We start from the raw sequence: 21,127 nt of genomic DNA, 5'->3' as shown, positions 1-21,127 counted from the left end.
AAACCGCCGGAATTACTTGTCGCTGAGCGCTTCCACGCCCGGCAGTGCCTTGCCTTCGAGGAACTCGAGGGAGGCGCCGCCACCGGTGGAGACGTGCGAGACCTGATCTTCCAGGCCAGCCTTCTCGACGGCAGCAACGGAGTCACCACCACCAACGATGGTGATCGCGCCCTTGGCGGTGGCTTCGACCAATGCGTCGGCGACGGCGTAGGTGCCGACCGCCGAGGCGTCGATTTCGAACACGCCCATCGGGCCGTTCCACAGCACGGTCTTGGCGCCGCGGATGATGTCGGCGTAAAGCGCTGCGCTCTTGGAGCCGATGTCGACGCCTTCCTGATCTGCCGGGATGGCGGTGGAGACGACTTCAACCAGACCGTCCAGCGTACGGGCGCCGAAATCCAGCTTCTTGGTGACCATGGTGTCGATCGGCAGCACCAGCTTGTCGCCGGCCTTGGCCATCAGGCTCTTGGCCAGTTCGACCTTGTCGTTCTCGCACAGCGAGTTGCCGACTTCATAGCCCTGAGCCTTGAGGAAGGTGAAGGCCATGCCGCCACCGATGAGCAGCTTGTCGACCTTCGGCAGCAGGGCTTCGATCACGTCGATCTTGCCGGAGATCTTGGAGCCGCCGATGATCGCGACCAGCGGACGCACCGGCTTGTTCACGGCTTCACCGAGGAAATCCAGTTCCTTCTTCAGCAGCAGGCCAGCGGCGCGCGGCAGATTGATGCCGACCACCGAGCTGTGGGCGCGGTGCGCGGTGCCGAAAGCATCGAGCACGAACACGTCGCCCAGACGGGACAGGCCTGCGCGGAAAGCTTCGATGGCTTCCGGGGTGGCCTTGGTGACGTTGCCTTCCTTGTCCTTGACCTTGCCTTCTTCTTCAAGGTGATAGCGCACGTTTTCCAGCAGCACGACGTCGCCAGCCTTCAGCTTGGCGCAGGCGGCTTCGACTTCAGCGCCGACGCAGTCCGACAGGAATTGCACCGGGCGACCCAGCAACTTTTGCAGACGCTCGGCGACGGGCGCCAGCGTGCACTTGGCGACGACCTTGCCGTCCGGGCGGCCCAAGTGCGACATCAGCACCACGGAGGCGCCCTTGTCGATGGCGTATTGAATGGTGGGGATGGCGGCGCGGATGCGCTTGTCGCTTTCGACAACGCCGTTATTCACGGGCACGTTGAAATCCACGCGGATCAGCACGCGCTTGCCGGCCAGATCCAGATCTTCAATGAACAGCTTGGTCATGTTTTTATCCTGAGTTTTAGAGGGAGTGAGCAGAAATGCAGCAACCCGGCATTCTAAGCCACTGTGCCGGGCTTGCGCACAGCGGCTTCCGGGCGGTTTGACGCGGCACAAAAAACGCAGGCTGCCGGTTGTGGTCCTTGAAGGCATGCCTGAAGAGCCGCTCTGCGCTTTCCTGTGCAGCACGGCAGCCTGAAGAGGTAAGCTGGACGCAGCTCTCAGAGGTGGCATTCCCCCATCTGAAGGCCAATATAGAGATGATCCAGAAATTCCTGCCGGTGGAATTCGCGCTCACGGGGGAGGCAGGGGCGCATAGAATCACGCTCTCCTGATCGCCGGAACCCTGACCGTGGCTGCTGACATTCCCGATTTCAATCCTTACGAAGCGCTGGGTGGCGAAGCCGCGATCCGCGCACTGGTTGATCGCTTCTACGACTTGATGGACGAGCTGCCCGAGGCTTACATGATTCGCAAGCTGCATCAGGACGATCTGGCCAGTGCGCGCCAGAAGCTGTTCGAATACCTGAGTGGCTGGCTCGGCGGGCCGAATCTGTACGAATCAAAACATGGCCATCCGCGCATGCGTGGGCGGCATATGCCTTTCGCGATTGGTGAAGCCGAGCGTGATGCCTGGTTGCTGTGCATGGCGCAGGCCGCCAAGGAAACCCTGCCGGAGGGCGCGGCGCGTGATCATTTCTGGGAGAAGGTCGCCGGGCTGGCCGATTTCATGCGTAATCGCGAGGGCTGAAGGCCGCATAATCGCGCCGACACAAACTTTATCGATCCACTGGAGAATCAAACATGAGCACACCTTTGCCCCCGCGCTACGGCGCCCCGATTAGCCTGGCCGAAGCCAAACGCGTGATGGCGGCGGCGGAAGCCGAATGCGCAGCGCAAGGCGATTGGCCGATGGTCATCGTGATTGTTGATGGTGCGTCCAATCTCGTGATGGTGCACGCACTGGATCAGGCGCAGCACGCCAGCATCGAGGTGGCGCAGGCCAAGGCCGTGACGGCCGCGAAGTTCCGCCGCTCCACCAAGGTATTTGAAGATGCGGTGGCCGGTGGCGGCGTCGGTTTGCGCATGCTGTCGGTGCCGAACTGTTGCCCGGTGGAGGGTGGCCTGCCTTTGATGCGTGATGGCGAAGTGATCGGTGCGATTGGCGTCTCCGGCATGAATGCGGTGCAGGACGGAATGATCGCAGCGGCAGGGGTGGCCGGGCTGTAAAGCCTTACTGAACGGACTTGTGCGAGCTGCAGGCTCGCACAGCAAGGCGGGGTGCGGCTCTCGGAGGGGAGCCTCTACACGCCGCTTGGCTGCCCTCGCGGGCAATCAAGGATTGGCGGGATGGGCCGAAGAATCAGGCAGGCAGCGTATTTTTGATCGGACGATTGAAAACACCAATTGGCAGTGTCGCCAAGCGTGATCCACGCTGAACTTAACAGGCCGCTGCGAGCCTGCCCGATTCAACCCTGACAGAGTCGAGACCATCATGATCGCCCTCCGCCGCTCCGCTTCGCGTTCTGCCTCAGCACGTTTCAAACCCATGCCGCTGGTGGCAGTGTTGCTATCGTTGATTGGCCGCAGGGCGCCCAGGCGCTGCGCTGCGCCAGACCCGGAATGGGAACGCGACGAGCCGATGACCGGGCTGTCGTGAGGCGCAGCGACTTTCGGGATCAGCAGATTTCGACGCGGGTTCCGGCGATCAGGTCGTGCACACAGCGGCGATCCGCGCGGAAGATGAACAGCACGTCGACAAAGTTCAGAATGCTGCCCACGAACGGGATCATGCTGACCGCCGTGATGGGTAGATAGCGTGCCACGATCAGTTTCTGCAGCCCCGGCAGCTCACCGGCCAGATTGACGATGCGGATGCCAATCAGACGCTTTCCCACGGTCTGTCCGTAGGTATTCAGAAAATGGCCGTGTACCAGTAGAAATGCTGCAAAGCCGAGTACGCCGCCGAAAAAAACAAGCGATAGCGGAGGCTGACTGCCGGCCTTGATGTAATTCCAGGTGCCCAGCAGCAGGATGATCGGAACGGCCATGGCCGCACCGATGATGCCGTCGATGATGGCTGCGCCAAGGCGCTGACCACGTCCGGCTAGCTGCGAGTCGTTATGACTGTTTTCGCTGCTGAGTTCGGCTTGCGGCGGCAGGTAGGGATTTTCATTGCTCATGGCGAATTCCTGGTTGGGTGAGGGGGTGGCAACAGCCGATGCGTGTGTGCTGACGGCATCTTACGCATACTGGGTACGTGCTTGCAATCTCGCAAGGTGTGCGGGGGTGGGCGGTGATTTGCGGTGACGGGCTGAGGCCCGGATGGTCAAAGCTGGTCCGCAGGAATCGGCCTGCCGGTCAGGAAGCCCTGAATCAGCTGAAAGCCCATGTCGCGACAGATCTGCGCTTCGGCTTCCATTTCGATGCCTTCGGCCAGCGGCACCGAGCCCAGATCCAGTACCAGCTTGACCAGATCGCTGACCACGCGGTGCTTGCGCGGGCTGGCCAGATGGATGTCATGCACCAGACCCATGTCAAATTTTACGAAGTGAGCGGGTGCTTCGCCGAGTTCGTTCAGGCGGGCCTGGCCGGCACCGAAATCGTCGTAGGCAAAGCGCACGCCGATGTCACGAAAGCGCGTGGCCAACTCAATCAGGCGGGTGCTTTCGGTGACGGCGGTTTCGTGAATCTCGATCACCAGATCCAGATCCGGCATCTGGGTGCGCAGCTTGACCAGCGAGGTGAAAAAATCCTCGCTGAAAGTCTCTTTCGGATGAGTGTTGGCAAACAGCGGAAAGCCCTTGAGGCGCGGTGCAATCGAGGCGATGCCGAATTTGCGGAAGGCGACGGAGAGCTCAACCTCACGATCCAGCGCGTTGGCCAGTTCAAACAGGCGGATCGGGGAGATCGGCAGCAGCGGGTGATTGGCGCGGCCCAGCAGTTCGTAGGCAAAAATCTCGCTGGTCTGGGCATGCACGATGGGCTGGGCCGCGCCGGACATGCCCTGACCCTGCAGCAGGTCGAGAAATTCAGCCTCGTTGGGCACGAAATATTCGGACAGATTCATGCCATTGGGAACCAGCATGGTGCGCATTTCATTGGCCGGCACGATGCGCATTTGCTCTGGCTGGCGCACGCGCAGGCGGAATTCGGCGGTACCGAAGTGCACGATGTCATTCTCGTCGAGCAGGCAGGAGCCTTCGATGCGACGGCGGCTGACAAAGCTGCCATTGGTGCTGTTCAGGTCAGTCAGGCGGATACGCCCGCTGATATCCGGTGTGAGTAAGGCGTGATGCCGGCTCAGGCCGAGCGTCGCCACCGCCAGATCATTTTCCGGATCGCGACCGATACGGAAAGGCAGGTGCGTGATGTTGTATGTGACGTGCGAGCCGTCTGCCGAGATCGACTCCAGAAACCACTGTCGTTCCACGCTAGGCTCCGCTGTTCATGATTGAAGTGAGGGGCGTTTTACTGTTCCCACCAAAGTATCGGCCAAGCCGTGCCGAACTGATTGACCCGTAAGGGTAGTGCCAGACAGTCTGCAAGGCTAGCTTAACAGGGCGCGAGCCTTGCTGCGAGGCCGTTGAGCGGGCTTGCGCAGTTTTTTCGGAACCGCCGCCGCCAATCCGCGTTCGTAATTGCCCGCTGCACTAGCGCCGATAGCACTGTCTGGAGAGCCGCGCGGGATATGTGTCTGCAGCCTGCCTTGCTGTAAAGTCTTGATGGATAAGGCTTAGCAGATGGCTTTCCTGTAGATCAAGGCTGCGAGCGGCTCTACAGGCAGCCTCTATTTGTGACTGCCGCTGCTCCAGCTGCTACCGCCGCCGGTCGAATAGCCGGAGGAATTGCCCCAGGAGCGGAAGCTGCTGCCGCCACTCCCCCCACTGGAACTGAGGCTGCTGTTGATGCCGGTGGTGGCGGTGGTCAGCACCAGCGCGTAGAGGATGTAGACCAGGCGGTTCATTCGTCGTCTCCGTCGTCGCTGTCTGAGTTATCTGAGCTGCCGCTGGAGACGCCGCTCATCCACACCGGCAGCCACAACAGCAGCAGGGCGAGGGCGGTGAAAATCAGCGCGCCCATGCTGCCCCGGAAGATGTTGCCGATATTCAGGAAGATCAGGATCGCCGAGGCGACCTTGGCGAAGCCCCCCAGCGGCGAGGGCTCGCCAGCTGCACCGGCCTTGGCGACGGTTTCCGCGGCTTTGCCGAAAGCCTTGGCGACCACGTCGGGATTGATGTTGGTGCTCAGCGACCAGGTGATTTCCTCGGCCGTGGCTTCTTTCGACAGCGTGCCGTCCGGCCCCTGGTAGTCGGTGATCCGGGTCTGGTTGCCGATGGATACGCGCCAGTTGAAGGCGCCGGCGGCGTAGATCACCTCGCTGCCGTAATCCCATTGCTTGGTGTAGTTCTTGCCACCGAAGCGGGCGCTGCTGGCGCGGTCTTCCGGCAGGGTGTTGAGGACGACGGTGCGCGTCCATTTCTCATCGGTTTCCACCAGCCACAGGAAGCCACTATAGGCGTTAAAGAGCAGGTATTCGGTCCACACGGAATGCTCGTCCGAGCCGAATTCCTGGCAACGCATCAGGCCGATGACTTGCCATTTCAGGCCATCCAGCGTGCCGGTATCGCCCAGTTGCAGACTGGTGACGGCTTGCTCCAGTTCGTCGTGCTTTTTCAGCACCTCGGCCTGACCGGCGTTCGCCGCGACTTCCGCATGGCAGCTCGGGCAGATCAGGTGATCCGCCTTGCCCGGCGCGTAATCGATGCCGCTGCCGCAGTTCGGGCATTCCAGTGTGTCGGCCTTGCCCTTGAGCTTGCCGGCGGTGTCCGCGACCTGATCTTCGCTGCGCAGCAGCTGGCATTTCAGCGCTTCCAGCGTGACGGCACTGCCGAGGAAAACCTGCGGCGTCTCGCCCTCCGAATAATCGAGGGTCAGGAAGCGATCATCGCTGCGGAAATCCGCCACCCGCGCCTGCCAGCCGGGGCCGACCTGGAAGGGCAGCTCGCCTTCGCCCGCCACGCATTGCGCCGTGCGCACATCCGTCGCGGTGAAGCGCTTGCCATCCCAGGGAATTACCGCACCGGGCTTGATCGCTTCGAAAGGCGGCGCCTTGCTCGGCGTACCGCCGGGTAGCGTCATCACATACTGGCCCGAGCCATCCGACAACCAGCCGGCCGAGCCGTCGTCGAACATCACATACCACTCGTTCCAGAAGCCATCCGCGTATTTGAGCTGGATGCGCCCGACCACGCCGAACTGCTTGCCCTCGTATTCGCCACTGGTCGTGATCTGGATGCGCGTGTGATCCTCGATCACCTCCGACATGCGCCCGATATTGCGCACCGCATCGGCCTCGCGCAGCAGCGTGCTGCGGCAGAAGGCGCACACCGCCATCACCGACCCGGCGGACTTGAACTGGACTTCAGCCCCACAGGCGGGGCAGGCGGTTTTGTACATATTTAAAAGTGCCGAGTGCTGAGGATTGAGTGCTGAGTGAAAACCTGTTGGTATGTGTTCGGTAGGGTGTGAAACGCGCAGCGTTGCGCACCATCTCAAGAGTCAAAAAAGATCAAGTCTCGCCTTTTTCCTTTGCCGAATCGCATTGCCGCAGCAGCCGCAGTAATTCGGGTATTTCATTCGTGACAGTCTTCCAGACAATTTCGGTGTCGATATCGAAGTAGCCGTGGATCAGGCGGTTACGCATGGAAACCACGGCATTCCATGGGATGGCGGGCAGACTTGCGCGGGCTTCTGCAGAAACCTTGCCGGCAGCTTCGCCGATGACTTCGATAGCGCGCACGACGGCGAAAAGCAGCATCTGGTCCTGATCCAGATCGGCGCGCTGGCGTTCTGCGATGAAGGATTGCGCGCTTTCGCCCGCGTCGATCATGTGGAGGATGCGGATGCGATCAGTGTCTTGCATATTGAACTTGGGCCGTTTGCAGCACTTCATCGCGGAAGTAGCGACTCAGATCCTGTGCGGTACGCAGATCAACCGGACGATCACCCAGCAGGGCCGAGAGTTCTGCTTCAAGCGCGGCGATGCCGAGCAGGCCGGGGGTGCGTTCGGGTTCGAATTCGACCAGCAGATCAATGTCGCTATCGGGCTTTGCCGTGCCCTTGAGCGTGGAGCCGAACAGGGACAGACAGCGAATGCCGTGCGCTTCGCAGAACTCAGCCAGGCGACTCTCAGGCATTGGCAAACGATTATCCATGTGCGTAATTCCTCTGACAAAAAACGGCCGGCAAATCAATTCAAATCCGAAATATGGAGAGAGGGCAACTGGCAAGACTTGACCCCTTGGTTCTTCCGTTACCACAAATCGGCATCACTTCTTGTTGAGCGGCTTGTCCGCTCGGGTCAAATGCCCCGCCCTACAAGGCTCTTCTAAATAGTCTGCGGGACAAAATTAACCCGTCAATCATAAACAATGCGCCAGCCATGGACCGAAAAAACATCAAAACAAAAGGTTCTCCAGATTTCAATCCAGAATAAAAAACATAAAAAAATGATCCAGCAACTACGATTGAGTCAATAATCGAAAAGCCATCGGCTATTTTTTTAATTCCCGCATCAAAATACAGAAAAACCATAATTGCGGCGGAAATTCCGGCGACGGAAGATGTGAACACATAATCATCACCGCCACCTATAAAAATAATATATAAATATATTGCCGATACACCAAGACCCACTAGAAATGATAGGAATGCTTTTTGTAGAAAACTCATTGCTATTCCTTGCGTTTTTTGAAGGGTATGTCTTGCCTTTTGTCCTTATTGAGCAAAGATGCTCAATGCCCGATGGGTTGCGCTTTGCCTAACCCGCCCTACCAAACCACCCAAAACATCACCCCAACATCTTCTTCAACACTTCCGCCTTAGCCGTGTCGTAATCCGCCTGCGTAATCAAATTCTGATCGAGCATGACCTTGAGCTTGCCGAGTTTGGCGGTTGGATCGTCGGCCACCGGCGCAGCAGCCGGGGCGGTTGCAGCAGGTTGGTTGAGACCGGCCATGCCTTGACCCATGGCGCCAGCCATCATCTGACCCATGCCGAGGCCGACGCCGAGGCCCGCCCCCATGCCAGCGAGGCCGCCTTCGTTCTGCGCGGCTAGCGGGATGGCGTTGGCCATCTGGTATTGGGTGAATTTGTTCATGTCGCCCATCATGCCCATCGAAATCCGGGTGTCGATGGCCTTCTGCAATTCTTCGGGCAGGGAGACGTTTTCGACGGCGAAGTTGTCCAGGGCCAGGCCGTAACGCTCGAAGACCGGCAGCATGCCTTCCTTCAGCTTTTCGCTCATCAGCATCTGATTCGCGGCCATGTCGAGGAAGGGCACGTCCGATGAGCCGAACAGGCCGGTCATGGTGGCGACGACGAGGTTACGCAGCTGCTGCTCCATGTCCTCGACGGTGTAGAGCTCGCGTGTGCCGCTGATTTCGGTGAAGAATTTCTGCGGGTCGGCGAGCTTGTAGGAATAGATGCCGAAGGCGCGCAGGCGCACCATGCCGAAATCCTTGTCGCGGATCGTCACCGGCTGCTGGGTGCCCCACTTGCGGCCGATCTGCAGGCGCGTGCTGAAGAAGTACACGTCGCTCTTGAAGGGGGACTCGAAGAGCTTGTCCCAGTTCTTCAGGTAGGTCAGCACCGGCAGGGTCTGGGTGGTGAGTTTGTACATGCCGGGGCCGAACACGTCGGCGACCTTGCCTTCATTCACGAACACGGCCATCTGCGATTCGCGCACGGTGAGGCTGGCGCCGTTCTGTATTTCCATTTCGGCCATCGGGAAGCGCCAGGCGAGCACGCCGTCGCTGTCCTCGTTCCATTGCAGGACGTCGATAAACTGTTTCTTGATGAAATCGGTCAGGGCCATAGCACTTCCTTTCAGTCGTTAAACAACGATGCGTGTTACGCCGTCATCCCGCAGAAAGCCGGGGCCAGCTCTGGCGCGTAGCTGGATTCCCGCCTTCGCGGGAATGACGCAATTTTTCAATCATGCGCTTCAAACCGCGCGTACCGGTGCAGCCGCCCAGAACGCTTGTTTGGTCTGCCGGTCGAAACCGGCCGATTCGTAGAAGGCGAGGGTCACTTCATCCTTGCGCCCGGTTTGCAGCATCACTTTGTAGCAGCCATGTTGCCATGCGATGTCGCTGGCGTGCAGCAGGAGTGCCCGTCCGTAGCCGCGGCGGCGATGGTCGGCACGGGTGATCACGTTTTCGATCAGCCCGAAGGGGCGGCAGCCACGGGTGAGATTCGGGGTAATCGACAGCAGGCAGCTCACTGCGAGTTCGTCGCCGACAAAGCCGCCCAGGCAATGCAGCTTCGGGTCAGACCGGATGGCCTGCCATACGTTCAAGACCTGCGCACGTGCCGGCAGTGCTACGTCGGTTGGATGCAGCTGGGCGTAGAGGCCGAGGAGGGCATCGAGATCGTGTTCGGCGAGGGGGCGGATGGAAAAGGCTCTCATCGGGCGGCGGCGTGTTTCCGTAGGGCCGACTTCAGTCGGCCATTTACACTCGGCGTGCGACTGAAGTCGCACCTACGGGGCGCGTTCATGCCGACAGGCTCAGGACAAACACGCGCCGTTAATCAAGCCAATCGACAGCGAGATCGAACCGATCAGCGCGCCCATCGCGACGTTGTTGGATTCGAGCGCTTCTTTGATGTTCGGCAGCACGCGATCCAAAATCAGGAAGGCGATGAGCTGGATGGCCATGGCCGCCGCGGCCCAGGCCAGAAAAGGCAGGTAGCCGGGGATGTGGACGATGCCGGAGGCCACCGTCCAGGTGAAACCGATCAGGGTGCCACCGAAGGACAGGGCCGGGGCCACGCAGCCCTTGCAGATCAGGGCGATTTCGTCGAAGGGGGTGAGCCGCAGGTAGATCAGTACGAAGACGCCGACCAGCGCGAAGCCGGTCAGCAGGTGCAGCAGATAGCCGTAAATCATGTCGATGTTCATGCCGGGACTCCCTTGGATTGCAGCTTGCACGCATAATGCCTGACCTGCTTTCACGATGCCAGCATGCCTTCCCCTTCGAGCGCCCGGCGGCCAGACCGCCTGCTGATCCTCTCCGTTTTCATCGTCGCCTCCTGTGGCCTGGCCTACGAACTGGTGGCCGCGGCGCTGGCCAGTTACCTGCTCGGCGATTCGGTGCTGCAGTTCTCCTCGATCATCGGCTGCTACCTGTTTGCGATGGGCGTGGGCTCGCATCTGTCGAAATACATCAAGGACGAGGACCTGCTCGCCCGCTTCATCGACATCGAGCTGCTGGTCGGGCTGATTGGCGGGGCTTCGGCGACCCTGCTGTTCGTGTTGTTTGCGTGGATGGCCGCGCCTTTCCGCAGCGTGCTGTACGCGCTGGTGTTTGCGCTGGGGGTGCTGGTCGGCATGGAAATTCCGCTGGTGATGCGTCTGCTGAATGAGCGCAAGGCCGAGTTCAGCGAGATCGTCAGCCGCGTGCTGACCTTCGATTACATGGGCGCGCTGTTCGTGTCGCTGCTCTTTCCCATCGTGCTGGCGCCGCATCTGGGGCTGGCGCGCACGGCCTTCCTGTTCGGCATCGCCAATGCCGGCGTGGCGCTGCTGGCGATCCGCGCGTTCCGCTTGGATCTGCCCCGGCGACGCGCCTTGAGCTTGCGCGCGAGCGTCGTTCTGGGCCTGCTGGTCGCGGGCTTCGCTTTCTCCGAGCGGATCACTCAGTGGAATGAGCGCAGCATTTTCGGCGACGAGATCGTGCACGCCGAAACCTCGCCCTACCAGCGGCTGGTCGTGACCAAGTGGAAGGATGATCTGCGCCTGTACATCAATGGCAATCTGCAGTTTTCCAGTCGCGACGAGCATCGTTATCACGAGGCCCTGGTGCATCCCGCGCTGGCCACGCTGCCGGTCCTGAAACGTGTGCTGGTGCTGGGCGGCGGCGATGGTCTGGCGATCCGCGAAATCCTCAAGTACCCGAGCGTGGAGGCGATCACCCTGGTCGATCTGGATCCGGCCATGACCCAGCTGTTTGCCCATTCCGGATCACTGGTTGCGCTGAACCAAGGCTCGCTCAAAGATCCGCGTCTGAGCATCATCAACGCCGATGCCGGCCAGTGGCTGGAAACCGCCGGTACCGCGTTTGACGCGATCATCATCGACCTGCCCGATCCCAATAACTACGGCCTCGGCAAACTCTACTCCGAGCCCTTCTACCGTCTGGTGCGCGAGCATCTGTCCGAAAACGGCCTGCTGGTGGTGCAATCCACCTCGCCCTATTTCGCCCCGCACGCCTACTGGTGCGTGGTTACCACGCTGGAGGCGGCGGGTTTCAAGACCTTTCCGTATCACGCCTACGTGCCGTCTTTTGGCGAGTGGGGTTTCGTGATCGCGGATCGCAACGGCCGCTACCGGCCACCCACGGCCTACCCGATGCCGCTGCGCTGGCTGGATGGCACAGCCACGCGTGACATGTTCCGTTTCCCGGCCGACATGCAGCGCATCGAAGTCGAGCCGAACCGCCTCAATAATCAGGCGCTGGTGCGCTACTTCGAGGAAGACTGGCATCGGGTGATTCGATGATGTTCTTCGCGAGTCGCGAGTCGCAAGTCGCAAGTCGCAAGGGGCCGCCATCCACTTGCGGGCCTTGGTCCAGAAGGGTTTTTCGGCATGCCGGCCTGAAAAGCCGCGCCCAGTCTTCGTCTTCAGCATGCATGCCCGAAGAAGCCCGCTCTGCGCGGCTCTTCGGGCAAGCGACTCGCGACTTACGACTCGCGACTTGCGTCAAATGAAACGCCGTGACTTCCTGAAACTTGCCGCTACGGCCAGCCTCGCTGGCTGTTCCGAGCGCCTGCCCTGGCAAGCGCCGCCGCTGAACATTCACATGCCCGGCATGGTGCTGGGTCATCGTCTGCGCGACCGTTTGCCCACCCCGAATCCGACGCGCGAGCGGACGGTCGAAGTGGCGATTCTGGGGAGTGGCGTGGCGGGCCTGTTCGCGGGCTGGCGTCTGGCGCAAGCGGGCTTCAAGGACTTCTGCCTGCTCGGCGGGCCAGAGCCTTTTGGCAACGCAGCCGGCAGCGTAGCGGGCGGGATTGCCTGCCCGACCGGCGCGCACTATCTGCCGCTGCCCTCGATGGAATCGACGCATGTGCGCGAGATGCTGGCGGAATTCGGCGTGTTGCGCGGTGATCCGCATAGCCTGCGCCCGGAGTACGACGAGCGCGCGCTGGTACATGCGCCGGATGAACGCCTGTTTATCGATGGCGTCTGGCAGGAGGGCCTGGTGCCGCAGCAAGGCGTGAGTACGGCGGATCAGGGCCAGATTCAGCGTTTCTTCGCCGAGATTGCCCGGCTGCGCGAAGCGCGGGGCAAGGATGGCCGGCGCGCTTTCGTCATCCCGCTGGCACTGTCTTCGGCCGATCCGGCCTTCACCGCGCTGGCCGCTGAAACCTTCGCGGTCTGGCTGAGCCGGCAGGGTTTCACCGCCGCGCCCTTGCGCTGGTACGTGGACTATTGCTGTCGCGATGATTACGGCGCTGGGATCGAACAGGTGTCGGCCTGGGCCGGCCTGCATTACTTTGCCAGCCGCGGCGGGCACGCGGCGAATGCCGAGGACGGTGCGGTGCTGACCTGGCCGGACGGCCTGCAGTCACTGGCGCAGGGCTTACGCACGCGTATCGGCGCCGAGCGCGGCGTCGAGGGCATGGCCCTGCGCGTGCGCGAACATAAAGCGGGTGTGGAGGTGCTGTGTTTCGATGCGGCTAAAAACGAAGCCTTCACCTTGCACGCCAAACGCGTGATCGTGGCGATGCCGCTGCATGTCGCAGCGCATGTGGTCGAGAATCTCGCCGATTTCGGCTTCGACAAGGCGCGCGATCTGCCGGCCAGTGCCAGCTGGCTGGTCAGCAACTTCCTGTTGAATCGTTTCCCGGACGAGACCGATCCGCTTCAACCGCTGGCTTGGGACAACGTGGTGTATGGCGGCAAGGGTCTGGGCTGGATCGTCGCCACCCATCAATGGATTCGGCAGGCCAAGCCGGCGCAGACGGTGTTCACGGCCTACCACGCGCTGGACAATATGCCGCCGCAGGCGATGCGTGCCTGGCTGACGAATGCGCGGCCGGACGAGTTGCTGGCGCTGGCCCAGAGCGACCTGAAGAGTGCCTATGGGCGCGGCTTTGCGCGGCATGCGCAGCAGGTCGACATAACCGTGCGCGGCCACGCCATGGCCACGCCCACGCCGGGTTTTCTGGCCCGCCCGGGGATTGCGGCGCTGCGTGCGGCAGATCGGCGCATTCAGTTTGCGCATGCGGATTTGTCCGGCCTGTCAGTGTTCGAAGAGGCAGCCTGGTGGGGTGAGCAGGCTGCACGACGCATTTTAGGAGCCTGCCGGACTTGAGACTAATCGGCTGCGCCAGCGGGAAGATCGGTCCATTTTTCCCCGATTTCTCGTTGCATAGGCCCGCTATGCGCCTCGAAATCGTGAAAAACTGTCCTCTCTCCCCCACTCGGCTCGCCTCGATTGCTCAAGCCCGACAGGCTCCTGCTTGACGCCGCGCGAGGCAGGGTTGATCCTTCGCGTGCTGTATAGCTTTTCAAAACCCCACAGGAGAAACCCATGGATAGCCGTCGCCGTTCCATTCTGATCGCTGCACCCGCACTCGCTTTAGGCCTGATGGCCAGTCGTAATGCCGCTGCCCAGGCCAAAGTCACCGAAGCCGACCCTACCGGCAAGGCGCTTGGTTACAAGGAAGATGCCAGCAAGGTTGATACCGCCAAGTTCAAGCAGTTCGTGAAGGGCAGCACCTGCGCGAACTGTAATTTCTACGCCGCCAAGGGCGCGACCGAAGGCACTTGCGCAGCTTTGGGCGCACGTCTGGTTGTCGGCAAGGGCTGGTGCTCGGCCTGGGTCAAGAAGGCCTGATCTTCGCAGCCTGAAATCAGAAACGGCCTGCCACCTCTGGCAGGCCGTTTTTTCGTTTACTCGTCCGGCGTGATGCTCACATGCAGACGCAGGCGGCGGCCGGGATCGTAGGGCAGCACCGCGCTGTATTCGTGGCCCTGATATTCGTAGCGCACATCATAGCTATCCGTGCGGCTGACCCAGTTATCCACCAGGCGGCAGATGCGTTCCGGGCGCTCGCCGATTTCGCGCTCGCGGCTACCGATCTGGTTGCCGACGATGGCGCCGGTGATCGCGCCCACGGCGGTTGCCGCGTCGCGCCCGCCACCCCGGCCGACCTGATGACCGAGGATGGCGCCGGCAACGCCACCAATCAGGGCTCCGGCATTGGGGCCGCGTTCGCGGCTTTCGATCCGGCGGTATTCGGTATGGCACTCCTCGCGCGGCTCGTTGACTTGCTGCACACGCGGTACGACATCCAGCACGCGGGCGTGGTCGGTGAAATCTGCCGCCTGTGCGCCGGGCAGCGCCAGCAGGGTGATCAGGGCAAGGGCAGGGCGAAACTGTGTGTTCATGATCATCTCCGTTGAAATTCGGGCCTCCGCGTCTACTAACGGAGCGAGACTTGCCGCGAGGACGAGGCTTACAAACTGTTACGCTTGGTCGATCCGGCTTTACGTTGGCGCCGGATTTCCGGCTTGACGCGTGATAAGGCAGGATTCAAGCGTCACCCGGACAATTCAGCCTCCCCGCCAACAGGAGCCAAAAATGGCCGTCATCCCGCTTACCGAACCCCGCCGCAAGCCCGTCGTGCCGCCGCGCGGCTTTTCCCTGTTTGCTTTGGGTTTTCGCCCGTTTTATCTGTTCGCCGCAACGCTGGCTTTGCTGCTGGTGCCGCTGTGGGTGCTGATGCTGGCGGGGGCCGTCGGGCTGCAGCCCGCCATGCCGACGCTGCTGTGGCACGGCCATGAAATGATCTTCGGTTTCGCGTGTGCGGTGATCGTCGGTTTTCTGTTCACTGCCGCCAAGAACTGGACCGGGCTGGCGACGCCGACTGGCAAGCCTTTGGCGGCGCTGGCCGGCTTGTGGCTGGCCGGGCGGATTGGGTTGCTGATTGCGCCGCCCTGGCTGGCGGCGGTGCTGGATCTGGCCTTCCTGCCGGTGGCGGGCTTCATGCTGGGCCGCGTACTGGTGCGTGCGGGCAGTCGGCGGAATTACTTTGCGCTGGTGATTCTGGCGGCGCTGACATTGGCCAATGCGCTGGCACATGGCGCTGCGCAGGGCTGGCTGGCGGTGTCGCCACTGCTCGGCCTGCATCTGGCGATTGCGCTGATTGCCGTGCTATGCACCGTGATCGCCGGACGCATCGTGCCCAGCTTCACGGCGAATGCGCTGAAAACGGTTCCATGGAAGCATGCGCGCGTCGATCAGCTGGCGATTGCGGCGACCGTGGCGAGCCTGTTGCTGTGGGCCTGTGAAGGCCCGGCGGCGCTGCTCGGCCCGCTGGCCTTGCTGGCGGGGCTGGCGCAGGCGCTGCGTTGCTGGGGCTGGCGGCCGCTGCCGACCTGGCGCGTGCCGCTACTGTGGATCATGCATGTGTCGCACGGCTGGCTGATTGTTGCGCTACTGGTTCTGGCGGCCAGTACGCTTGGCTGGGTTGATGCCAAGGTGGCGGTGCATGTGCTGACCGTGGGCCTGATCAGTGGCCTGATTCTGGGCATGATCACGCGCACCACGTTGGGCCACACCGGCCGGCTGCTCAAGGCCGGCGGCATCGAAACAGCGTGCTATGTGCTGCTGCAAGTGGCCTTGCTGGCGCGCGTGCTGCCCGCCTTGTGCTGGCCGGCGGCCTACATGCCGGGCCTGCATCTGTCGGCGACGGTCTGGGCCTTGTGCTTTGCGCTGTATCTGTGGCGCTATGCGCCGATGCTGTGGCAGCCGAGGGTGGACGGGCAGGAGGGCTAAGCTGTCAGGCAAGGGCTGCCCGAAGAGCCGCTCCCTGCTTGGCTCTACGGGCATGCATGCTGTAGAGCCAATGTGCGTGCAGGTCTTCGGCCGTAGTCTGGTGAGGCTTAGTGTTTGTGAATGATTGTTTCTACCGACAACTAAACCCGCCTTTACCCCTTCGGGAACACGGTTTTCGGTGAAAATGTCAGACAACTTGTAATTGTTATCACCGCAATGAACCCCGGCCCCCTGATTACCCTTGAAAACGCAGAGCAGCGCGTCGGCTTGCTGCCCGAATTGGGCGGCAGCGCGGCCTTCTGGGAGGTGCGGCGCGAGGATCGCTGGTGTCCGATCTGGCGTTCTTACGCACCGAATCCGCAGCGGCGCACGGTCGCCAATTTCCCCTTGCTGCCCTGGTCCAATCGGCTGATCGGTCATGGTTTCGAGGTCGACGGCAAGTTCTACCCGGTGGCCTCGAACCGGCCGGATGAGGGCCTGCCGATGCATGGCACGGCCTGGATGCATGCTTGGTCAGTGTTCGACCAGAGCGCCAGTCATGTCGAAATGCAGCTGGAGTCCCGGCATGCCGACGGCGCTCCCTGGCATTATCGGGCGCGGCAGTTGTACTGGCTGGAGGGCAACAGCTTGCTGATGCGGCTGGAAGTGACTCATCTGGGCGCAGTGCGCATGCCCTATGGCCTGGGTTTTCACCCTTATATCCTGCGTAATCCGGCCGGCCCGGATGTGAAACTGCGCTTTGGCGCTGCGGGCTACTGGCCGGGTGACAAGGGCGTGCCCGCCGACCACTACGCGGCTTTGCCGGCGGACTGGGATTTCAACCATCTGCGCGAGATCGGGCAGGGCAACATCGACCATAATTTCCATGGTTGCGACGGGCGCATGCGCATGGAGCGCCCGGATATCGATCTGCGTCTGGACTGGCACACAACCGAGCCGACAGGTCTGGATAGCGCTATCCTGTATCGCCCGGCGCATGGCGAATGGTTTTGCTACGAACCCGTGACCCATCTTACCGGCGCCCATGCCCGTCCCGGCCTGCCCGGCCTGCGCCTGCTCGAACAAGGCCAGAGCATGGCGCTGGAAGTGCGCCAAACCCTTTCCAGAATCACATCATGAGCTTGCATAACTTTGAACTGACGCGCGAATTCATCACCCTCGATAGCCTGCTCAAGCTGCTGACCATCGCCCCGTCCGGCGGCATCGCCAAAATGATGGTGGCCTGCGGCGAAGTCGAAGTGAATGGCGAGGTGGAATTGCGCAAGACCCGCAAGATGCGGGTCGGCGATGTGGTGCGCGTGCACGGCGAAGAAATCCGGGTCAGCGCTGGCAGCTGAGCGGAGCGCCGCGCGGGTCTTGTCCTTCTGCCATTGAACCCGCGCTGGCAAATCAAAATCTTTCCAGGCGCTTAGTGCTCAGCACTTCTTTAACCAAGCCCGCGTAGAATCGCCCGATCTTCTGCGGACGAACCCTCATGCCTTTCCTGATCGCCCTGCTGGCCGGTGCCCTGAGCGTGCTGGCCTACGCGCCTTTCGGCCAGTTCTGGCTCATGCCTTTGAGCTGGATGTTCTTGTATGTCTTGCTGCGTGAAGAATCCGTGCGCCCCGGCCGGGGCTTTGTGCTTGGCTGGCTGTGGGGTATCGGGGCGATGTTCGCGGGCCTGTGCTGGCTGGTGGTGGCGCTGAACCGTTTCGGTGGCATGTCGGCGCCCTTGTCGGTATTTCTGATTCTGCTCTTCAGCGCGGGCCTGGCCTTGTATCCGGCCTTGGCCGCAGCGGTGTTTGTGCGCCTGCGCAGCCGCGTGTGGGGGCTGCGGGTTTTGTTGGCTGCCGCGTGCTGGATCGGCGCCGAGCTGCTGCGCGGGCAGTTGTTCCCGAGTTTCCCCTGGTTGGCCATCGGTTACACGCAGACGCCGCCGAGCCCGCTGGCCGGCTGGGCGCCAGTGCTGGGCGTGTATGGCGTGGGCTTCCTGCTGTTGCTGCTTGCCGCCATGCTGGTCGAAGCCTGGATGAATTCGCATGCGCGGCGGCGTGCCTTGTTGCTGAGCGTGCTGCTGTGCGTGTCCGGCTTTGGCCTGAGTTTCGTGGCATGGACGCAGCCGGTGGGGGCGCCGGTGCGTGTCGCACTGATCCAGACGAATGTGGCGCAGGACCAGAAGTGGCGCCCGGAACTGATGATGGAGCACCTGCAGGAGAATCTTGACCTGCTGCGCCAATATCCGGCGCAGATCAGTGTGTTGCCGGAAAGCAGTCTGCCGATGCTGGAGGACCAGCTGCCGCAAGGCTATATGGAGGCAATTGAAGCGCAGGCACGCGCGGCAGGGGGCGATGCGGTGCTGGGCATGTTCACGCGCGATGCGGAAGGCCACATTTTCAATAGTTCGGTGACGCGCGGCGTGAGCCCCAGCCAGCGTTACAGCAAGAATCATCTGGTGCCCTTCGGCGAGTATCAGCCCTGGGGCTTCGGCTGGTTCTTCAAGCTGGCCAGTATCCCGATGGCCGATCAGACGTCCGGCGGCGCTCACCAGCCTTTGTTACTCATGGCGGGGCAGAAAATCGCCATGAATATCTGCTACGAAGATGTGTTCGGCGAGGAATTACGCCGCGCCTTGCCCGAGGCCACGCTGATGCTGAATGTGTCGAATCTGGCCTGGTACGGCGATTCGCACGCCCAGCCGCAGCACCTGCAGATGTCGCGCATGCGCGCGCTGGAGTCCGGCCGCCCGCAACTGCGTTCCACCAACACCGGCATGACCGGCATCGTGATGCCGGATGGCTCGGTCGACAAGGTGCTGGCGCCGTTCACGCAAGGCGCGGTAGTGGCTGAGGTGCGCGGCTATCAAGGCCGCACGCCCTTCATCTGGGTGGGTGACTGGCCAGTGAAAATCGCCTGCGCGCTGATCCTGGTGTGGGCGCTGGGGCGGCAGCGGCGGCGTTGAATATCGCGAGTCGCAAGTCGCAAGTCGCAAGTCGTGGAGTCGCGGGTGGGTTGGCTTTTTCGACTTGCGACTTGCGACTCGCGAGTTACTATTTCTTCGGCGCCAGCTCCGCGCTCAGATCGTCCCACCAGAATTTGTCGCTGAGCGGTGGCGCCTTGTCGGAAAGCTGCGGATTGCTCAAGCGGAAGACGCGGCGCCCACTCAGGCTTACGTCGCTCAGCACCAGCTTCTTGTAGATTTTATAGCGACGCTCGAACTCACCGGACTTGGCTATGCGTCGCAGGCCATCCTCGATGCGTTCGGCCATGCGCTCGCCTGTCGGGGTACGCGGCACAAAGAAGTAACGCGGCATCGGATAGGCCAGCACCAGCCCTTTCTCGATCATGAGGCCAGGCACCAGATCCTTGTGGGCCAGCCATTCCGGGTAAATTTCGTTCACGCCGCGCGAAAACAGGTCGAAGCGATTGATGCCCAGCATGCCGAACAGGCCGTCATAGTTGTCGCCGATGACCACGTTGAAATCGTTGGCACGCAGAATCTTCACGTCGGTCCAGGGGGAAGCCTGACCAATCGAAAACTGTTTCAGCTCATCCAGCGTCTTGACGGTGTCCAGTCGGGCCTGGGTCTTCGGCATGATCAGGAACAGGCGGTAACCGAGCAACCCCTTGTCCAGTGGAATCGGGATGGCGCGCAGGCGCGCCTCCAGATCCAGATTGGTGGCCCGCGCCACGATATTGACCAGGCCTTTGTCGCCCGCCTCGACCTCGGCCACGCCGCGCTGGAAATTCATCGGGGTGCCATAGGACACCACCTTGTAATCACCGTACTTGCCTTTGTTGGCGAGCAGGGCGGCTTCGAGGATTTCCCAGTAATACGTGTGGCGTTGGTCGCTGATGTTTTCGGGCGGCGGGTGGATGAAACTCATCGGCTCAGCGCCCTGCGCGGGGAGGGCGTTGACGATGGGCAGCAGCAAGGCGAGGCAGAAGCGGGCGAGTTTCATCATCAGGGCCTCAAGGGACGCATATGCGAAATTATAGGCAGGCTACTCGCTTGCCGGGTAGCCTGCCCGCCCGTACGGCCTCGCTTGCCTGTAAAATCCCCCTCTTTCCGCTTAGCGCTGGCCCGGCCCGTGATGGCCGCCCCACCCGATATGATCGCAAAACCGAGTTTTCAGGAAATCATCCTCCGCCTCCAGGCCTACTGGAGCGCCCAAGGCTGCGCCCTGCTGCAACCTTACGACATGGAAGTCGGCGCCGGCACCAGCCACACCGCCACCTTCCTGCGCGCCATCGGCCCGGAGCCCTGGAAGGCCGCCTATGTGCAGCCTTCGCGCCGCCCCAAGGATGGCCGCTACGGCGAAAATCCGAATCGCCTGCAGCACTACTATCAGTATCAGGTCGTGCTGAAACCTGCACCGGACAACATTCTGGAGTTGTATCTGGGCTCGCTCGAAGCGCTCGGTTTCGACCTCAAAAAGAACGACGTGCGTTTCGTCGAGGATGACTGGGAAAATCCCACCCTCGGCTGCTGGGGCCTGGGCTGGGAAGTCTGGCTGAATGGCATGGAAGTCACGCAGTTCACCTATTTCCAGCAGGTCGGTGGCATCGAGTGCAAGCCGATCACCGGGGAGATTACCTACGGCCTGGAACGCCTGGCCATGTATCTGCAGGGCGTGGATAGCGTCTATAACCTCGAGTGGACGCCGGGCCTGAGCTATGGCGACGTTTATCTGCAGAACGAGCAGGAGCAGAGCGCCTACAACTTCGAGCACAGCGACGTGGATTTCCTGCTCGGTGCTTTTGGCGCGCACGAGAAACAGTCCAAGCTGTTGATGGAAGCTCAACTGGCGCTGCCCGCCTACGAGCAATTGCTCAAGGCCGGCCACACTTTCAATCTGCTCGACGCACGCGGCGCCATCAGCGTCACCGAACGCGCCGCCTACATCGGCCGCATCCGCAATCTGGCGCGGGCCGTGGCGCAGAGCTATCTGGAAAGTCGCGCGCGTCTGGGCTTCCCGATGGCGCAGAAGGAGCGAGCCGATGAAGTGCTCGCGGTACTGGCAGCAACTGAAGCAAACAAAGCAAAGAAGGTGGCCTGA

Annotated in this window: 24 protein-coding genes; 11 read left to right on the top strand and 13 right to left on the bottom strand. The window is 61.7% G+C overall.

Going from position 1 to position 21,127, the window contains the following annotated elements; all coding sequences use genetic code 11:
• Positions 1-12: 12 nt before the first annotated feature.
• Entirely contained in the window at positions 13-1,245 is a 1,233-nt protein-coding gene (locus ABXR19_RS16610) for a phosphoglycerate kinase (protein WP_354602270.1), read from the bottom strand.
• 346 nt (positions 1,246-1,591) lie between these two features.
• Between ABXR19_RS16610 and ABXR19_RS16605 the strand changes: the two genes are divergently transcribed.
• The 3 genes from ABXR19_RS16605 (at position 1,592) to ABXR19_RS16595 (ending at position 2,899) form a co-directional block, all read left to right on the top strand.
• A complete protein-coding gene (locus tag ABXR19_RS16605) occupies positions 1,592-1,990 on the top strand; it encodes a group II truncated hemoglobin (RefSeq protein WP_354602269.1) in 399 nt (132 codons plus the stop codon).
• A 53-nt stretch (positions 1,991-2,043) separates the two neighbouring features.
• Positions 2,044-2,469, top strand: coding sequence for a GlcG/HbpS family heme-binding protein (locus ABXR19_RS16600; RefSeq protein WP_354602268.1), 426 nt, complete (start codon positions 2,044-2,046; stop codon positions 2,467-2,469).
• A gap of 265 nt (positions 2,470-2,734) precedes the next feature.
• Positions 2,735-2,899 carry a hypothetical protein gene (locus tag ABXR19_RS16595; protein WP_354602267.1) on the top strand — a complete coding sequence of 55 codons (165 nt, stop codon included), beginning with the start codon at positions 2,735-2,737 and terminating at the stop codon, positions 2,897-2,899.
• 19 nt (positions 2,900-2,918) lie between these two features.
• Here ABXR19_RS16595 and ABXR19_RS16590 read toward each other — a convergent pair whose 3' ends face one another.
• The 10 genes from ABXR19_RS16590 to ABXR19_RS16545 all read right to left on the bottom strand — a co-directional run bounded on the left by ABXR19_RS16590 (position 2,919) and on the right by ABXR19_RS16545 (position 10,204).
• A complete protein-coding gene (locus ABXR19_RS16590) occupies positions 2,919-3,422 on the bottom strand; it encodes an RDD family protein (protein ID WP_354602266.1) in 504 nt (167 codons plus the stop codon).
• Positions 3,423-3,568: 146 nt separating this feature from the next.
• The gene (locus tag ABXR19_RS16585; RefSeq protein ID WP_354602265.1) at positions 3,569-4,672 is read right to left on the bottom strand and encodes an EAL domain-containing protein; all 1,104 of its coding nucleotides are present in this window, start codon (positions 4,670-4,672) and stop codon (positions 3,569-3,571) included.
• Between the two features lie 357 nt (positions 4,673-5,029).
• Positions 5,030-5,206 (bottom strand): hypothetical protein, encoded by a 177-nt coding sequence (locus ABXR19_RS16580; RefSeq protein WP_354602264.1) that lies wholly within the window; start codon positions 5,204-5,206, stop codon positions 5,030-5,032.
• Positions 5,203-6,699, bottom strand: coding sequence for a DUF4178 domain-containing protein (locus ABXR19_RS16575; RefSeq protein WP_354602263.1), 1,497 nt, complete (start codon positions 6,697-6,699; stop codon positions 5,203-5,205). Before ABXR19_RS16575 ends, ABXR19_RS16580 begins: the two co-directional genes overlap by 4 nt.
• Before the next feature lie 112 nt (positions 6,700-6,811).
• Positions 6,812-7,165 carry a HepT-like ribonuclease domain-containing protein gene (locus ABXR19_RS16570; RefSeq protein ID WP_354602262.1) on the bottom strand — a complete coding sequence of 118 codons (354 nt, stop codon included), beginning with the start codon at positions 7,163-7,165 and terminating at the stop codon, positions 6,812-6,814.
• Positions 7,152-7,457, bottom strand: a complete 306-nt coding sequence (locus ABXR19_RS16565) for a nucleotidyltransferase family protein (RefSeq protein WP_354602261.1) — start codon at positions 7,455-7,457, stop codon at positions 7,152-7,154. Before ABXR19_RS16565 ends, ABXR19_RS16570 begins: the two co-directional genes overlap by 14 nt.
• Before the next feature lie 160 nt (positions 7,458-7,617).
• The gene (locus ABXR19_RS16560; protein ID WP_354602260.1) at positions 7,618-7,974 is read right to left on the bottom strand and encodes a hypothetical protein; all 357 of its coding nucleotides are present in this window, start codon (positions 7,972-7,974) and stop codon (positions 7,618-7,620) included.
• Positions 7,975-8,092: 118 nt separating this feature from the next.
• On the bottom strand, positions 8,093-9,118 hold the full coding sequence (locus ABXR19_RS16555; RefSeq protein ID WP_354602259.1) for an SPFH domain-containing protein: 1,026 nt from the start codon (positions 9,116-9,118) through the stop codon (positions 8,093-8,095).
• A gap of 129 nt (positions 9,119-9,247) precedes the next feature.
• Entirely contained in the window at positions 9,248-9,712 is a 465-nt protein-coding gene (locus ABXR19_RS16550; RefSeq protein ID WP_354602258.1) for a GNAT family N-acetyltransferase, read from the bottom strand.
• Positions 9,713-9,811: 99 nt separating this feature from the next.
• A complete protein-coding gene (locus ABXR19_RS16545) occupies positions 9,812-10,204 on the bottom strand; it encodes a DUF350 domain-containing protein (RefSeq protein ID WP_354602257.1) in 393 nt (130 codons plus the stop codon).
• Positions 10,205-10,267: 63 nt separating this feature from the next.
• Here ABXR19_RS16545 and ABXR19_RS16540 point away from each other — a divergent pair, with 63 nt between their 5' ends.
• From ABXR19_RS16540 to ABXR19_RS16530, 3 genes are all read left to right on the top strand, one after another.
• Positions 10,268-11,803, top strand: coding sequence for a polyamine aminopropyltransferase (locus ABXR19_RS16540; protein WP_354602256.1), 1,536 nt, complete (start codon positions 10,268-10,270; stop codon positions 11,801-11,803).
• A gap of 205 nt (positions 11,804-12,008) precedes the next feature.
• A complete protein-coding gene (locus tag ABXR19_RS16535; protein ID WP_354602255.1) occupies positions 12,009-13,622 on the top strand; it encodes an NAD(P)-binding protein in 1,614 nt (537 codons plus the stop codon).
• 219 nt (positions 13,623-13,841) lie between these two features.
• The gene (locus ABXR19_RS16530; protein WP_354602254.1) at positions 13,842-14,147 is read left to right on the top strand and encodes a high-potential iron-sulfur protein; all 306 of its coding nucleotides are present in this window, start codon (positions 13,842-13,844) and stop codon (positions 14,145-14,147) included.
• Between the two features lie 56 nt (positions 14,148-14,203).
• Here the strand turns inward: ABXR19_RS16530 and ABXR19_RS16525 are convergent, their stop codons facing one another.
• Positions 14,204-14,701, bottom strand: coding sequence for a glycine zipper 2TM domain-containing protein (locus tag ABXR19_RS16525; RefSeq protein ID WP_354602253.1), 498 nt, complete (start codon positions 14,699-14,701; stop codon positions 14,204-14,206).
• Between the two features lie 193 nt (positions 14,702-14,894).
• On the opposite strand from ABXR19_RS16525, the gene ABXR19_RS16520 reads away from it, so the two are divergent.
• From ABXR19_RS16520 to lnt, 4 genes are all read left to right on the top strand, one after another.
• Positions 14,895-16,091 (top strand): NnrS family protein, encoded by a 1,197-nt coding sequence (locus ABXR19_RS16520; protein WP_354602252.1) that lies wholly within the window; start codon positions 14,895-14,897, stop codon positions 16,089-16,091.
• 216 nt (positions 16,092-16,307) lie between these two features.
• Complete coding sequence (locus tag ABXR19_RS16515; protein WP_354602251.1) at positions 16,308-17,210, top strand: aldose 1-epimerase; 903 nt, start codon at positions 16,308-16,310, stop codon at positions 17,208-17,210.
• Positions 17,207-17,428, top strand: coding sequence for an RNA-binding S4 domain-containing protein (locus ABXR19_RS16510; RefSeq protein WP_354602250.1), 222 nt, complete (start codon positions 17,207-17,209; stop codon positions 17,426-17,428). Before ABXR19_RS16515 ends, ABXR19_RS16510 begins: the two co-directional genes overlap by 4 nt.
• Before the next feature lie 137 nt (positions 17,429-17,565).
• Positions 17,566-19,029: an apolipoprotein N-acyltransferase gene (gene lnt, locus ABXR19_RS16505; RefSeq protein WP_354602249.1), complete on the top strand. Its 1,464-nt coding sequence runs from the start codon at positions 17,566-17,568 to the stop codon at positions 19,027-19,029.
• 88 nt (positions 19,030-19,117) lie between these two features.
• Here lnt and ABXR19_RS16500 read toward each other — a convergent pair whose 3' ends face one another.
• Positions 19,118-20,032: a hypothetical protein gene (locus tag ABXR19_RS16500; protein ID WP_354602248.1), complete on the bottom strand. Its 915-nt coding sequence runs from the start codon at positions 20,030-20,032 to the stop codon at positions 19,118-19,120.
• Positions 20,033-20,161: 129 nt separating this feature from the next.
• Here ABXR19_RS16500 and glyQ point away from each other — a divergent pair, with 129 nt between their 5' ends.
• Positions 20,162-21,127, top strand: coding sequence for a glycine--tRNA ligase subunit alpha (gene glyQ, locus ABXR19_RS16495; protein ID WP_354602247.1), 966 nt, complete (start codon positions 20,162-20,164; stop codon positions 21,125-21,127).

It is taken from the genome of Uliginosibacterium flavum, from assembly GCF_040566545.1.
Lineage (GTDB): Bacteria > Pseudomonadota > Gammaproteobacteria > Burkholderiales > Rhodocyclaceae > Uliginosibacterium > Uliginosibacterium flavum.
Note: the sequence above shows the minus strand (reverse complement) of the source record. Positions and strands in the feature narration are given on the sequence as shown.

Coding starts and splice junctions, on each gene's coding strand:
- ABXR19_RS16610 (WP_354602270.1), bottom strand. CDS start 1,245: ATGACCAAGCTGTTCATTGAAGATCTGGATCTGGCCGGCAAGCGCGTG.
- ABXR19_RS16600 (WP_354602268.1), top strand. CDS start 2,044: ATGAGCACACCTTTGCCCCCGCGCTACGGCGCCCCGATTAGCCTGGCC.
- ABXR19_RS16595 (WP_354602267.1), top strand. CDS start 2,735: ATGATCGCCCTCCGCCGCTCCGCTTCGCGTTCTGCCTCAGCACGTTTC.
- ABXR19_RS16590 (WP_354602266.1), bottom strand. CDS start 3,422: ATGAGCAATGAAAATCCCTACCTGCCGCCGCAAGCCGAACTCAGCAGC.
- ABXR19_RS16580 (WP_354602264.1), bottom strand. CDS start 5,206: ATGAACCGCCTGGTCTACATCCTCTACGCGCTGGTGCTGACCACCGCC.
- ABXR19_RS16575 (WP_354602263.1), bottom strand. CDS start 6,699: ATGTACAAAACCGCCTGCCCCGCCTGTGGGGCTGAAGTCCAGTTCAAG.
- ABXR19_RS16570 (WP_354602262.1), bottom strand. CDS start 7,165: ATGCAAGACACTGATCGCATCCGCATCCTCCACATGATCGACGCGGGC.
- ABXR19_RS16565 (WP_354602261.1), bottom strand. CDS start 7,457: ATGGATAATCGTTTGCCAATGCCTGAGAGTCGCCTGGCTGAGTTCTGC.
- ABXR19_RS16560 (WP_354602260.1), bottom strand. CDS start 7,974: ATGAGTTTTCTACAAAAAGCATTCCTATCATTTCTAGTGGGTCTTGGT.
- ABXR19_RS16555 (WP_354602259.1), bottom strand. CDS start 9,118: ATGGCCCTGACCGATTTCATCAAGAAACAGTTTATCGACGTCCTGCAA.
- ABXR19_RS16550 (WP_354602258.1), bottom strand. CDS start 9,712: ATGAGAGCCTTTTCCATCCGCCCCCTCGCCGAACACGATCTCGATGCC.
- ABXR19_RS16545 (WP_354602257.1), bottom strand. CDS start 10,204: ATGAACATCGACATGATTTACGGCTATCTGCTGCACCTGCTGACCGGC.
- ABXR19_RS16540 (WP_354602256.1), top strand. CDS start 10,268: ATGCCTTCCCCTTCGAGCGCCCGGCGGCCAGACCGCCTGCTGATCCTC.
- ABXR19_RS16535 (WP_354602255.1), top strand. CDS start 12,009: ATGAAACGCCGTGACTTCCTGAAACTTGCCGCTACGGCCAGCCTCGCT.
- ABXR19_RS16530 (WP_354602254.1), top strand. CDS start 13,842: ATGGATAGCCGTCGCCGTTCCATTCTGATCGCTGCACCCGCACTCGCT.
- ABXR19_RS16525 (WP_354602253.1), bottom strand. CDS start 14,701: ATGAACACACAGTTTCGCCCTGCCCTTGCCCTGATCACCCTGCTGGCG.
- ABXR19_RS16520 (WP_354602252.1), top strand. CDS start 14,895: ATGGCCGTCATCCCGCTTACCGAACCCCGCCGCAAGCCCGTCGTGCCG.
- ABXR19_RS16515 (WP_354602251.1), top strand. CDS start 16,308: ATGAACCCCGGCCCCCTGATTACCCTTGAAAACGCAGAGCAGCGCGTC.
- ABXR19_RS16510 (WP_354602250.1), top strand. CDS start 17,207: ATGAGCTTGCATAACTTTGAACTGACGCGCGAATTCATCACCCTCGAT.
- lnt (WP_354602249.1), top strand. CDS start 17,566: ATGCCTTTCCTGATCGCCCTGCTGGCCGGTGCCCTGAGCGTGCTGGCC.
- ABXR19_RS16500 (WP_354602248.1), bottom strand. CDS start 20,032: ATGATGAAACTCGCCCGCTTCTGCCTCGCCTTGCTGCTGCCCATCGTC.
- glyQ (WP_354602247.1), top strand. CDS start 20,162: ATGGCCGCCCCACCCGATATGATCGCAAAACCGAGTTTTCAGGAAATC.